This window comes from Janthinobacterium sp. FW305-128 (genome assembly GCF_020858135.1).
GTDB lineage: Bacteria > Pseudomonadota > Gammaproteobacteria > Burkholderiales > Burkholderiaceae_D > Janthinobacterium.
Genome location: NZ_JACYMK010000012.1, coordinates 175,238 through 187,272 on the forward strand (window position 1 = coordinate 175,238; position 12,035 = coordinate 187,272).

At 61.4% G+C, this 12,035-nt stretch carries 13 protein-coding genes; 2 read left to right on the forward strand and 11 right to left on the reverse strand.

Translation table 11 applies throughout. The annotated features are described in order from the left end of the window. Positions 1–29: 29 nt before the first annotated feature. From ruvB to tyrS, 10 genes are all read right to left on the reverse strand, one after another. The gene (ruvB, locus tag IGS60_RS23540; RefSeq protein WP_070312419.1) at positions 30–1,085 is read right to left on the reverse strand and encodes a Holliday junction branch migration DNA helicase RuvB; all 1,056 of its coding nucleotides are present in this window, start codon (positions 1,083–1,085) and stop codon (positions 30–32) included. A gap of 6 nt (positions 1,086–1,091) precedes the next feature. After that, complete coding sequence (ruvA, locus tag IGS60_RS23545; protein WP_070222695.1) at positions 1,092–1,670, reverse strand: Holliday junction branch migration protein RuvA; 579 nt, start codon at positions 1,668–1,670, stop codon at positions 1,092–1,094. Positions 1,671–1,728: 58 nt separating this feature from the next. Next, positions 1,729–2,268, reverse strand: coding sequence for a crossover junction endodeoxyribonuclease RuvC (ruvC, locus tag IGS60_RS23550; RefSeq protein ID WP_070222697.1), 540 nt, complete (start codon positions 2,266–2,268; stop codon positions 1,729–1,731). A gap of 180 nt (positions 2,269–2,448) precedes the next feature. Further along, entirely contained in the window at positions 2,449–4,035 is a 1,587-nt protein-coding gene (gene purH, locus IGS60_RS23555) for a bifunctional phosphoribosylaminoimidazolecarboxamide formyltransferase/IMP cyclohydrolase (protein WP_070290015.1), read from the reverse strand. 107 nt (positions 4,036–4,142) lie between these two features. Next, positions 4,143–4,376, reverse strand: a complete 234-nt coding sequence (locus tag IGS60_RS23560; protein ID WP_008445162.1) for a helix-turn-helix domain-containing protein — start codon at positions 4,374–4,376, stop codon at positions 4,143–4,145. Positions 4,377–4,544: 168 nt separating this feature from the next. Further along, positions 4,545–5,597 (reverse strand): tRNA dihydrouridine synthase DusB, encoded by a 1,053-nt coding sequence (gene dusB, locus IGS60_RS23565; RefSeq protein ID WP_230506368.1) that lies wholly within the window; start codon positions 5,595–5,597, stop codon positions 4,545–4,547. 118 nt (positions 5,598–5,715) lie between these two features. Next, on the reverse strand, positions 5,716–6,360 hold the full coding sequence (locus IGS60_RS23570; RefSeq protein ID WP_230506369.1) for a histidine phosphatase family protein: 645 nt from the start codon (positions 6,358–6,360) through the stop codon (positions 5,716–5,718). A gap of 3 nt (positions 6,361–6,363) precedes the next feature. Further along, positions 6,364–6,996, reverse strand: coding sequence for a YbhB/YbcL family Raf kinase inhibitor-like protein (locus IGS60_RS23575; protein ID WP_230506370.1), 633 nt, complete (start codon positions 6,994–6,996; stop codon positions 6,364–6,366). 33 nt (positions 6,997–7,029) lie between these two features. Further along, on the reverse strand, positions 7,030–7,476 hold the full coding sequence (dtd, locus tag IGS60_RS23580; protein ID WP_070290004.1) for a D-aminoacyl-tRNA deacylase: 447 nt from the start codon (positions 7,474–7,476) through the stop codon (positions 7,030–7,032). Beyond that, a complete protein-coding gene (gene tyrS, locus IGS60_RS23585) occupies positions 7,473–8,738 on the reverse strand; it encodes a tyrosine--tRNA ligase (RefSeq protein ID WP_070290002.1) in 1,266 nt (421 codons plus the stop codon). The genes dtd and tyrS overlap by 4 nt, the downstream gene beginning before the upstream one ends. Before the next feature lie 154 nt (positions 8,739–8,892). Between tyrS and IGS60_RS23590 the strand changes: the two genes are divergently transcribed. Both IGS60_RS23590 and IGS60_RS23595 read left to right on the forward strand, forming a co-directional pair. Next, positions 8,893–10,260, forward strand: a complete 1,368-nt coding sequence (locus IGS60_RS23590; protein ID WP_070289999.1) for a M23 family metallopeptidase — start codon at positions 8,893–8,895, stop codon at positions 10,258–10,260. A gap of 141 nt (positions 10,261–10,401) precedes the next feature. Beyond that, positions 10,402–11,496, forward strand: coding sequence for an anhydro-N-acetylmuramic acid kinase (locus tag IGS60_RS23595; RefSeq protein ID WP_230506371.1), 1,095 nt, complete (start codon positions 10,402–10,404; stop codon positions 11,494–11,496). 169 nt (positions 11,497–11,665) lie between these two features. On the opposite strand, the gene erpA is transcribed toward IGS60_RS23595, so the two are convergent. After that, positions 11,666–12,028, reverse strand: a complete 363-nt coding sequence (gene erpA / locus IGS60_RS23600; RefSeq protein WP_029496047.1) for an iron-sulfur cluster insertion protein ErpA — start codon at positions 12,026–12,028, stop codon at positions 11,666–11,668. Between the last annotated feature and the right edge of the window lie 7 nt (positions 12,029–12,035).

Here is a 12,035-nt window from a genome sequence, read left to right on the forward strand (position 1 = left end):
CACGCTCGCTTGCTCACCCGCTTCCGCCATCACAGTTCCCACGCTTCGCCGCCCGGGCCCATGCGCGGCGCGCTGACGCCGAAGTGCAGGTAAGCGGCCGGCGTGGCGACACGGCCACGGGGCGTGCGCTGCAGGAAACCTTGCTGTATCAGGTACGGTTCCAGCACATCTTCGATGGTATCGGCCGCTTCGCCGATGGCGGCGGCCAGATTGCCGATGCCGACGGGGCCGCCGCCGAACTTGAACAGCACGGCTTCGAGCAATTTACGGTCCATCACGTCGAAACCGGCGGAATCGACGTCCAGCATGGCCAGCGCGCGGTCAGCCACCACCTTGGTGATGTCGCCATTGCTTTTGACCTCGGCGAAATCGCGCACGCGGCGCAGCAGGCGGTTGGCGATGCGGGGCGTGCCGCGCGCGCGCTGGGCAATCTCATGCGCGCCTTCCGGGTCGATCGGTGCCTTCAGCAAGGCCGCGCTGCGCGTGACGATCTTCGTCAATTCGCCCGTGTTGTAGAACTCGAGGCGCGCCACGATGCCGAAGCGGTCGCGCAGCGGATTGGTCAGCATGCCGGCGCGCGTGGTGGCGCCGACTAATGTAAACGGCTGCAGATCGAGTTTCACGGAACGGGCGGCCGGGCCTTCGCCGATCATGATATCGATCTGATAATCCTCAAGGGCCGGATATAAAATCTCTTCGACGACCGGCGACAGGCGGTGGATTTCATCGATGAACAGGACGTCGTTCGCTTCCAAGTTCGTCAGGATTGCCGCCAGGTCGCCCGGGCGCTCGAGCACGGGGCCGGAGGTCTGGCGCAGATTGACGCCCATTTCGCGCGCGATGATGTGCGCCAGGGTCGTCTTGCCCAAGCCAGGCGGGCCGAACAGCAAGGTATGGTCGAGCGCTTCCTTGCGCTGGCGCGCGGCCGTGATGAAGATTTCCAGCTGGTCGCGGATCTTTTCCTGCCCGACATACTCGTCGAGCTGCTTGGGGCGCAAGGCCCGTTCGATCGCCTCCTCGTTGTGCGAGATGGGCGCCGCGTCGATGATGCGCTGTTCCGTGAAGCTGTCGGTCTGGATACTCATGCCCTATCAGCCTTTCGACAGCGCTTTCAGCGCCAGTTTGATGCCGTCCGACACGCCGCTGCCGGCCGGCACGTTTTTCACGGCGGCCAGCGCTTCCTTGTCGGAATAGCCGAGCGCGACCAGCGCATTGAGGATGTCCGATTGGGCATCGGGCGCCGCGTGCGCGCCGCCGGCGCCGATATCGGCCCCCAGCTTGCCCTTCAATTCCAGCAGCAGCCGTTCGGCCGTCTTCTTGCCGATGCCAGGCACTTTCACGAGGCGGCCGGAATCCTGCAAGGTAATGGCTTGGGCCAGGTCGGCAATCGTCATGCCCGAGAGAATCGACAAGGCCATGCGCGCGCCCACGCCCGTGATCTTGATCAACTGGCGGAACACGGCCCGCTCGGCCGCATTGCCGAAGCCAAACAGCAGGTGCGCATCTTCGCGGATGGCCTGGTGCGTGAACAGTACGACTTTTTCGCCCACGTGGGGCAGGTTGTAAAAGGTGCTCATCGGCACGTCGACTTCATAGCCGACGCCCTGGCAATCGACCAGCAATTGTGGCGGATTTTTTTCAAGCAAAATACCGGAGAGACGGCCTATCATCGCGTGTTCCTAATGTTGTGTATCGTAGTTTTTATTAATTATGAGGGCCATGCCGCAGTTAACCTACTAAACGGCCGCGCTTCATGCGCAAGCCCTGCAGCTGGGGCGCCAGCGCGCCGAGCATGGCCAGCGCATCGATGCTGTTGGCATGGCAAATGGCCACGCCCAGCGCATCGGCCGCATCCGTACCGGGCAAGCCGGGCAGCGACAGCAGCCGGGAAACCATCTCCTGCACCTGCTCCTTGGCCGCCTTGCCGTGGCCCGTGACGGCCTGTTTCACTTGCAGGGCCGTGTATTCGGCCACCGACAGGTCGGCGTGGACCAGCGCGCAAATGGCCGCGCCCCGTGCCTGGCCCAGCAGCAAGGTCGATTGGGGGTTGACGTTGACAAACACTTTTTCGATGGCCGCGCAATCGGGCTGGTAGGTGCCGACGATTTCGCTCACGCCCCGCAGGATGATCTTCAGGCGCGGCGGCAATTCCCCTTCGGAACCCGTCTTGACGGTGCCCGACGCGATATAGCGCAGCTTGTTGCCGTGTTTTTCAATGACCCCAAAGCCGGTCGTGCGCAGGCCAGGATCGATGCCAAGAATAATCATCGCCAGATTCTATAATGAATACGGCAGGCACCGGTGAATAACCGGTGCCTGCCGCTGAGTACCTTATCGAGAGCTGTAGGTCGGATTAGCGGTACGCGTAATCCGACATGCGTCGCCAACTGCGCTTGTCGGATTACGCGCGGCCTCCGGCCCCGCTAATCCGACCTACTCTCTTCACTATCAATGACGGAAGTGACGCGTTCCGGTATACAACATGACGACGCCGCGCTCGTCCGCCGCATCGATCACTTCCTGGTCGCGCATGGAGCCGCCCGGGTGGATCACGCAAGTCGCGCCCGCGTCGACGACGACGTCGAGGCCGTCGCGGAACGGGAAGAAGGCGTCCGACGCCACCACGGAACCGGTCAGCGACAAGCCCGCGTTTTGCGCCTTGATGGAAGCGATGCGGGCCGAGTCGATACGGCTCATCTGGCCTGCGCCCACGCCCAGGGTCATGTTATTGCCGCAGAAAACGATGGCGTTCGACTTGACGAATTTCGCCACTTTCCAGGCGAACATCAGGTCGGCCAGTTGCTGCGGCGTCGGCTGCAGCTTGCTGACCACGCGCAAGTCGCCGATGCCGACGTTTTTCGCGTCCGGCGATTGCACCAGCAAGCCGCCACCGACGCGCTTGAAGTCCATGGCGTGTACGCCGCTGCCCAGCGGGATTTCCAGCATGCGCACGTTTTGCTTGCTCGACAGAATCTGTTTCGCTTCGGCGGAGAACGACGGGGCGATCAGCACTTCCACGAACAGCTTGGCGATTTCGCCGGCGGTGGCGCCGTCGAGTTCCGTGTTGAAGGCGATGATGCCGCCGAATGCCGAGGTCGGGTCCGTCTGCAGGGCGCGCGCGTACGCTTCCGCTGCGTTCTTGCCCAGGGCCACGCCGCACGGGTTCGCATGCTTGACGATGACGCACGCGGCGCTTTGCTCGAAGCCGCCCATGCTCTTCACGCATTCCCAGGCAGCATCGGCATCGGCGATGTTGTTGTACGACAATTCCTTGCCTTGCAACTGGCGGTAGTTGGCCAGCGCGCCATCGGTGGCGACGAGGTCGCGGTAGAAGGCGGCGCTCTGGTGCGGGTTTTCACCGTAGCGCATGTCTTGCACTTTCTCAAATGCAACGTTGAGGATTTGCGGATAGGCGCCGCGCTCGGCGTGCACCTTCGTCGGGCCCAGGCTCGTCAGGTAGTTGGTGATGGCGCCGTCGTATTGCGCCGTGTGCGCAAAGACTTTTTTCGCCAGCATGAACTTGGTGTCATAGCTGACGTCGCCGGCCTGGCCATCGGCCGAGCGCATTTCCGCCAGCACCGCGTCGTAGTCGGTCGGGTCGCAGATGACGACCACATCCTTGTGGTTCTTGGCCGCCGAACGCAGCATGGTCGGGCCGCCGATATCGATGTTTTCGATCGCGTCTTCCAGCGTGCAATCGGCCTTGGCGACCGTGCCCTGGAACGGGTACAGGTTGACCACCACCATGTCGATGGTCGGCATGTCGTGCTCGACCAGTTTCGACATGTGCTCAGGGAAATCGCGGCGCGCCAGGATACCGCCGTGCACTTTCGGGTGCAGGGTCTTCACACGGCCATCGAGCATCTCCGGGAAACCCGTGTAATCGGCAACTTCCGTGACGGGAACACCGTTGTCTGCCAGCAATTTGGCGGTGCCGCCGGTGGACAGGAGGTTGACGCCGAGGGCGGACAGGGCGCGGGCGAAGTCGAGAACGCCGGTCTTGTCGGAAACGGAGAGGAGAGCTTGTTTGATCATGGCTGTGGCTAGGTGGTTAAGTGTTCTTGGCGAATGGCGCAGCAATCAGCTATCAGGCCGGGCCCGCTGCGGCGGATTCAAATCTTGGCGTCACTTGCATGCCGGCATTACAGCAAACCGTGCTCCTGCAATTTCTTGCGCAGGGTATTGCGGTTGATGCCCAGCATCTGCGCGGCGTGCGACTGGTTGCCATCGGCGCGTGTCATCACGACTTCCAGGATGGGCTTTTCCACGGTCAGCACGACCATGTCGTAGATATTCGATGCTTGCTGTTCGCCCAGGTCATTGAAGTAATCTTCTAGACTTTTCTGTACGACTTCCTGAATGCTTTCTTTGCTCATTTTTATGCTTCAACCGGCTGAACACCTGGCCATCCGGCGCCGCGCCGCTCATGCGGTCCGCGTGCTGCCCTCTTGCCTCGGTGTTGTAATTAATATTGCATGACGCTCTGTATAGGCGTTCGCCCTTGTACTGCTGCTAACTGATTTACCCTGCTTGTTGCTATCTGCTCATGCTGCCGTGGCCGCAGGTTTGATCGCATCGATCAGGCCACTTTCACTGGATTCGGCGAGGCGGTATTGTAACCGTTCGCCAAATTTCCATTGCGACTCAAAAAATTGATCGACGGCCAGCAACTGCGCATCCGTCGACTCCAGCAAGTTCATTTCCTGGCGGAACGCTTCGCCGCCTTCCAGATCCTTGACATACCAGCCGATGTGCTTGCGCGCCGTGCGCACGCCGAGAAACTCGCCATAAAACGCATAATGGGCGCGCAAATGCTCGTCCATCAAGGTCCGCACTTCATCCACATACGGCGCCGGCAACAAGGTGCCGGTGCGCAGGAAATGGTCGATCTCGCGGCAAATCCACGGCCGGCCCTGTGCCGCGCGGCCGATCATGACGGCATCGGCGCCCGTTTGATCCAGCACAAAACGGGCCTTTTCCGGACTGGTAATGTCGCCGTTGGCCACCACGGGAATGCCCACCGATGCTTTCACGGCGGCAATCGTTTCATATTCGGCATCGCCCTTGTAGCCATCGGCACGCGTACGGCCGTGCAGGGTCAGCATCTGGATGCCCGCTTGCTCGGCAATGCGGGCGATGGTCAGGGCATTCTTGTTGGAACGGTTCCAGCCCGTGCGAAATTTCAGGGTGACGGGCACGTCGACGGCATTGACGACGGCGTGCAGGATCTTTTCGACCAGGCTTTCATCTTGCAGCAGGGCCGAACCGCACCAGCTGTTGCACACCTTTTTGACGGGGCAGCCCATGTTGATGTCGATGATCTGCGCGCCCCTGTCCACGTTGAACCTGGCGCAGTCGGCCAGGTCCTGCGGATCGGCGCCGGCGATCTGCACGGCTTTCGGCTCCATTTCGCCGTCGTGATCCGTGCGGCGCGCGCTTTTTTCCGTTGCCCACAGGCGCGGATTCGACGCCGCCATCTCCGACACGGCATAGCCGGCACCCAGCTGCTTGCACAACTGGCGGAAAGGCCGATCCGTCACGCCCGCCATGGGAGCGACGAAAACATTGTTGCGCAGAATGTGAGGGCCGATTTGCACTGAAGAACCTGGAATGGACGGAGGAACCTGCTATTTTAACCGATTCCCTGCCTATTTAATAAGCACTATTTTTTTGGATCAGTGCGTCAGAGTGAGGATGGCGCCGCTTAGGGCACTCTTACCCCAGCTCGTCCATCGCGGGCGCGCTCAGGTGCTCGATATTTCCCCAGTGCACTAAATGCAGCTTGCCGTCCGCATACGAGAAGCGGTTGACGCTGGCATTTTTGACCTGGAAGTCGCGCGGACTGTCGAGCGTCATGCCAACCGCCTCGCGGTAAGCGCACTCGAGCACGCCGCCGTGCGCCACGATGGCGATCGTCTGGCCGTCATAGCGTTCGGCCCAGCGGGCGATGGCGCCATTCGCGCGTGCGTAAAACTGGCGGAAGCTCTCCGCGTCGCGCTCGCCCGACGGCATCACGGCGTCGATCTGGCGCGATTGCCACTGCGCATACTCGTGCGGATAGCGCGCGGCAATATCCGCATACAGCAAGCCTTCGAAGGCGCCATAACAGCGCTCGCGCAGCAAGGGGTCGGTCTGCACGGGTAAATCTTTCAACGGAGCAACGGCTTGCGCCGTCTGCTGTGCGCGCTGCAGATCGCTGGCGATGATGGCGGCCAGCGCTTCGCCGGCCAGCGCCTGCCCCAGCGCGGCCGCTTGCGCCAGGCCCGCCTCGTTCAGGGCGATGTCGATATGGCCCTGCAGGCGGCGGCCCGCATTCCAGGCCGTTTCGCCATGGCGTATCAATAAAATCGTGGTGCTCATGCGTTATTTCTTCAGGGTAAGTGCCAACTCGGGATTGAGCGAGTAGGCGACGACGAGCTGGACTTCGTCGAGGATGTGGCCGTAGAGCGCGGCATGGGCTTGCTGCCCCGTAAAACGCTCGGGCAGCTCCAGGCGCGGCACGTCGAGCGCATACAGGCGGAAAATATAGTGGTGGATGCGCTCGTCATTCCACGGCGGGCACGGGCCATCATAGCCGTAATAATCGCCGGCCATGGCGGCATCGCCGGCAAACCAGCCCGTGTAGTCGTTGATGCCCTGGCGCAGTCCAGTACCTGCAGCCTTGCCGCGCGGCGTGATGCCGCTGGAAAATTCGCCGGCGGCAATAGAACGCATGGCGGGCGGCAAGTCGAGCAAACTCCAGTGATAAAAGTCGCCGCGCAGCGCCGTCAGCGGCAGGGACTGGTCGTCGCGGTTGGCCAGGCGGGCGTCTTGCGGCGCATCGAGATCGATGCAGAACAGGGCCAGCGACTCGGTGCCGTTGGGCACCTCGTCCCAGGCCAGATGGGGATTGCGGTTGCCGGCGAGGCGCACGCGGCTGGCCGGATCGATCTCGGCAAAGGCATAGTCGGCCGGCATCAGGCCGCCATCACGAAACGTCTCGCTCCACAATTTCATCGCTTGCTCCTCTTTATAGTTATTGTTTGACGCTTATTTAGCGTTCACCTGCAGCCAGAATGTGACGGGGCCGTCATTGGTGAGCGACACCTGCATGTCGGCGCCGAACTGCCCCGTTTGCACGGTCGCATGGCGGCCGCGCGCCTGGTCCACGAAATGCGTGAACAGGCGCAAGCCGTCCTGCGGCGCGGCCGCCGGCGTAAACGACGGGCGCGTGCCGGACTTGGTATCGGCCGCCAGGGTGAACTGCGGTACCAGCAGCAAGCCGCCGGCCACGTCCGTCACGCTGCGGTTCATCTTGCCCGCTTCGTCGGCAAACACGCGATAGCCGAGCAGTTTGGTCAGCAGGGCGTCCGCTTCCTTCTCCGTATCGCCCCGCTCGGCGCACACGAGCACCATCAGGCCGGCGTCGATGGCGCCGACGGTGGCGCCGCCGACGTCGACTTTCGCCTGCGTGACTCTCTGCAGCAGCGCGATCATGCCGTCAAGGTGACGCGCGCGAAACTGCGCTTGCCAACTTGCAACACGAATTCGCCGGCCGCCACTTGCAGGCCCTTGTCGCTGATGACGGTGCCGTCGATCCGCACGCCGCCCTGGTCGATCTTGCGCATGGCTTCCGATGTCGACGGGCACAGGCCCGCCTGTTTCAGCAATTGCGGGATGCCCAGCGGGGCGCCGGCCAGGGTTACTGCCGGGATATCGTCGGGAATGCCGCCCTTCGAGCGGTTGACGAAGTCGGCCAGCGCATCTTCGGCCGCCTGCTGCGAGTGGAAACGGGCGACGATTTCTTGCGCCAGCGCAACCTTGGCGTCGCGCGGATTGCGCCCTTCCTCGACTTCGCGCTTCAGCTGGGCCAGTTCGGCGATCGAGCGCCACGACAGCAGCTCGTAGTAGCGCCACATCATGACGTCGGAAATACTCATCAGCTTGGCGAACATGGTGTTGCCCGGTTCCGTGATGCCGATGTAGTTATTCTTCGACTTGGACATTTTTTCCACGCCATCCAAACCTTCCAGCAGCGGCATGGTCAAAATACACTGCTGCTCCTGTCCGTACTGCTTTTGCAGTTCGCGGCCCACCAGCAGGTTGAACTTCTGGTCCGTGCCGCCCAGTTCCAGGTCCGATTTCAGGGCCACCGAGTCGTAGCCTTGCATCAGCGGGTACAGGAATTCATGCACGGAAATAGGAATGCCACCCTGGAAGCGCTTGGTGAAGTCGTCGCGCTCGATCATGCGCGCCACCGTATAGTGGGAAGCGAGCTGGATGATGCCGCGCGCGCCCAGCGGATCGCACCACTCGGAGTTATAGCGGATTTCCGTCTTGCTGGCATCCAACACTAAAGATGCTTGCGCGAAATACGTCATCGCGTTAATCTCGATCTGTTCCTTGGTCAGCGGCGGGCGCGTGACGTTGCGGCCCGAAGGGTCGCCGATCATGGAAGTAAAATCGCCGATGAGGAAAATGACTTGATGGCCCAGGTTTTGCAGCTGGCGCATCTTGTTCAGCACGACAGTGTGGCCCAGATGCAAGTCGGGTGCAGTCGGGTCCAGGCCCAGTTTGATGCGCAGTGGAACACCAGTTTTCTCGGAGCGCGCTAATTTTTGCGCAAATTCGCTTTCGATCAAGAGTTCGTCGACGCCACGCTTGGTAATCGCGAGGGCTTCTTGTACTCTGTCCGACAGTGGAAGCGCGGTCTGAGCGGCGTTAGCCTTTGTAGGCGATGCGGTGGTGTTGATTTCCATAAAATTTGACTATAAATCTCAAAATGGTGGTAGGTTTGCGGAGTTTGCTATAATGCTCGATCCCATCAATCTTGCCGTATGAAAACGAACCAAAATAACAATAACAAAGAGCACTAGTTCACGAATCGTTCAAGGGCAAATTTTAACTGATTGCATGAACCCTATACATAAAATCACAGGCTCACGCTTGTACACACAGCTGACGACGACACGCAAGGCGCGCATTATTGGCGCATCCGCGGTGCTGCTCGCCGTGGCCGCCTTCGGCGCGGTCGCTGTGTCGCCCATGGCGCCCGACGCATCGGACTTGCCGGTCACGTCCATCGCCCAGAACCTGGAAATGCCTGATCTCGCCTCGCAAATTTCCGCGATGGAACAGGTAGACCAGAATTTCACCCACGAAGAAAAAGTCCGCGCTGGCGATACCCTCGCCACCCTGCTGACCCGTCTCGGCGTGGATGATCCGGCGGCCGCCAATTTCATCAAAACCGACAAGATCGCGCGCGGCGTGATGTTGCTGAAATCGGGCAAGCGCGTGCAAGCGCAAACGACCGAAAACGGCGACCTCAACTGGATGCGCGCCACCCTCGTCGACGGCACCGACAAATCGGTCAAGAACATCCTGATTACCCGCAAGGGCGACAAGTTCGTGGCCACGGAAGTGGCAGCCCAGCTGGAACGCCGCGTTGAAATGCACGCGCGCAAGATTACTTCCACCCTGTTCGCCGCCACCGACTCCAGCCTGGACGGTACCCGCCTGCCAGACTCGATTTCCGCGCAAATCGTGGAAATGTTCTCGACCAATATCGACTTCCGTTCCGACCTGAAACGCGGCGACTCGTTTAATGTTGTCTACGAAACATTCTGGCAAGATGGCGAATTTGTCCGAGCGGGCCGCATCCTGGCCGGTGAATTCACCAACCGCGGCACGACTTACCAGTCCGTTTGGTTCGAAGACCCAGCCAGCAAGCAAGGCGGCGGTTACTACAGTTTCGACGGCAAGTCCCTCAAAAAAGCCTTCCTGAAATCCCCCCTCGAATTTTCCCGCATCTCGTCCGGCTTCTCCATGCGCGTGCACCCGATTTCCGGCAACTGGAAAGCGCACAAGGGCATCGATTTCGCCGCAGCAACGGGTACGCCCATCCGCGCTTCCGGTGACGGCGTGGTCGATTCCGTCGGCAGCCAGAACGGCTACGGTAATGTTGTTGTTCTGAAACACTGGGCCAACTACAGCACCGCCTACGCCCACATGAGCCGCTTCGCTTCGGGCCTGAAAAAAGGTCAAAAAGTCAGCCAGGGCGATGTGATCGGCTACGTCGGCACCACCGGCTGGTCCACGGGCGCCCATTTGCACTATGAATTCCGTGTCGGCGGCGTGGCACAAGATCCAAGCAAGCTGAACGTACAAGCCCAGGCGCCATTGACGGCCGCCGAGCTGAGCCGCTTCCGCATGGTCTCCGCCGACATGATGCACCGCTTCACCCTGCTGCGTCCGAACGACACGGCACTGGCGTCGCGTTAAACGACATTCCAACACTGCCTTCGGGCAACCCATAAAGGCACCGCCCATGCAGATGGCCGGTGCCTTTGTTTTTTCCCGCGTGCACACGGCACAAATGCGGCACAATGCACCCCATCACTTATGCATTCAAGGACAACCCCCATGCTGTATATCGGTCTGATGTCTGGCACCAGCCTCGATGGCGTCGATGGCGCGCTGGTCGACTTTTCCGACGATGGCGGCACGCGCAGCCTGGGCGACGCCTACATTCCCTTTCCGGCCAGCCTGCGCGCCGACCTGATGGCCTTGCAAAGTGCCGGCCAGAATGAAATCGAACGCGAAGCACTGGCGGCCAATCAGCTCGTGCGCCATTACGCCGACTGCGTCGCCCTGCTGTTGAGCGAGGCGGGCATCGGCCCGGACGCCATCGCCGCCATCGGCGCGCATGGCCAGACCATCCGCCACCGCCCCGAGCTGGGCTTTACGCGCCAGTTGAACAACCCGGCCCTGCTGGCGGAACTGACGGGCATCGACGTCATCGCCGACTTGCGCAGCCGCGACGTGGCGGCCGGCGGCCAGGGCGCGCCGCTGGTGCCCGCTTTTCACCAGGCCATTTTCAACTTGCCCGGCCACACGCGCGTGCTGGCCAATATCGGCGGCATCAGCAATATCAGCGTGCTGCACGCGGACGGCACAGTAACGGGCTACGACACGGGCCCCGGCAACGCGCTGATGGATGGCTGGGTCTTGCAGCACCTGGGCCAGCCCTACGACGCCAACGGCGCCTGGGCCGCCACGGGCAAAGTCTTGCCTGCCCTGCTGGCGGATTTGCTCGACGATCCCTATTTTGACTTGCCGGCACCGAAAAGCACGGGCCGCGACCTCTTTCACGCCGACTGGCTGCAAGGCAAGCTGGCGAATCACCGTGGCGCCCAAGCCGCCGACGTGCAGGCGACCCTGACCCAGCTGACGGCCGCCAGCCTGGCGCACGCCATCGCACGCGACGGGGCGCAGGCGGAAACCGTGTATGTGTGCGGCGGCGGCGCGCAGAACGCCAGCCTGATGGCGGCGCTGGCCCGGGAATTGCCGGGCATGGCGGTGGAATCGACGGAGGCCTTGGGCGTGGCGCCCAGCCAGGTCGAAGCGCTGGCGTTTGCCTGGCTGGCCTGGCGCTTTACACAGCGCAAGCCGGGCAACTTGCCGGCCGTGACGGGTGCGCAGGGCTTGCGGGTGCTGGGTGCGCTCTACCCGCGCTAAGCGGGCGCAGAAACACAAATAGCGGATCGATGATCCGCTATTTTTATATTGCGCCTGTAAACCGGCGCGCCTGAAAAACGTTCAGGGCAAGGCGCATTGCCAAAGACAGTACGAAGAGTACGGCGAGGCAATGCAACGCCACCATGGACGTTTTCTCAGGTGTGCCAGCTTATACCGAGAACGACGAACCGCAACCGCAGGTGGAGGTAGCCGTCGGATTCTTGATCACGAACTGCGCGCCTTCCAGGTCATCCTTGTAGTCGATTTCCGCGCCGACCAGGTACTGGTAGCTCATGGAGTCGATCAACAGCTGGACGCCGTTCTTGACCATGGTGGTGTCATCTTCGTTGACGATTTCGTCAAAGGTGAAGCCATACTGGAAGCCGGAACAGCCGCCGCCCTGCACGAAGACGCGCAATTTCAGGTCGGGATTGCCTTCTTCTTCGATCAGCTGCGCGACTTTTTCAGCGGCGCTATCGGTAAAGATGATAGGCGAAGGGATCACATCTTGCATTTCAGCGACTGCATTCATTTCAGAC

What these genes read in the sequence shown, in the direction of transcription:
- tyrS (WP_070290002.1), bottom strand. Translation starts at nt 8,738, where the DNA reads ATGGAAATCAACACCACCGCATCGCCTACAAAGGCTAACGCCGCTCAG.
- erpA (WP_029496047.1), bottom strand. Translation starts at nt 12,028, where the DNA reads ATGAATGCAGTCGCTGAAATGCAAGATGTGATCCCTTCGCCTATCATC.
- ruvB (WP_070312419.1), bottom strand. Translation starts at nt 1,085, where the DNA reads ATGAGTATCCAGACCGACAGCTTCACGGAACAGCGCATCATCGACGCG.
- IGS60_RS23590 (WP_070289999.1), top strand. Translation starts at nt 8,893, where the DNA reads ATGAACCCTATACATAAAATCACAGGCTCACGCTTGTACACACAGCTG.
- IGS60_RS23560 (WP_008445162.1), bottom strand. Translation starts at nt 4,376, where the DNA reads ATGAGCAAAGAAAGCATTCAGGAAGTCGTACAGAAAAGTCTAGAAGAT.
- dtd (WP_070290004.1), bottom strand. Translation starts at nt 7,476, where the DNA reads ATGATCGCGCTGCTGCAGAGAGTCACGCAGGCGAAAGTCGACGTCGGC.
- IGS60_RS23575 (WP_230506370.1), bottom strand. Translation starts at nt 6,996, where the DNA reads ATGAAATTGTGGAGCGAGACGTTTCGTGATGGCGGCCTGATGCCGGCC.
- ruvC (WP_070222697.1), bottom strand. Translation starts at nt 2,268, where the DNA reads ATGATTATTCTTGGCATCGATCCTGGCCTGCGCACGACCGGCTTTGGG.
- purH (WP_070290015.1), bottom strand. Translation starts at nt 4,035, where the DNA reads ATGATCAAACAAGCTCTCCTCTCCGTTTCCGACAAGACCGGCGTTCTC.
- IGS60_RS23570 (WP_230506369.1), bottom strand. Translation starts at nt 6,360, where the DNA reads ATGAGCACCACGATTTTATTGATACGCCATGGCGAAACGGCCTGGAAT.
- ruvA (WP_070222695.1), bottom strand. Translation starts at nt 1,670, where the DNA reads ATGATAGGCCGTCTCTCCGGTATTTTGCTTGAAAAAAATCCGCCACAA.
- IGS60_RS23595 (WP_230506371.1), top strand. Translation starts at nt 10,402, where the DNA reads ATGCTGTATATCGGTCTGATGTCTGGCACCAGCCTCGATGGCGTCGAT.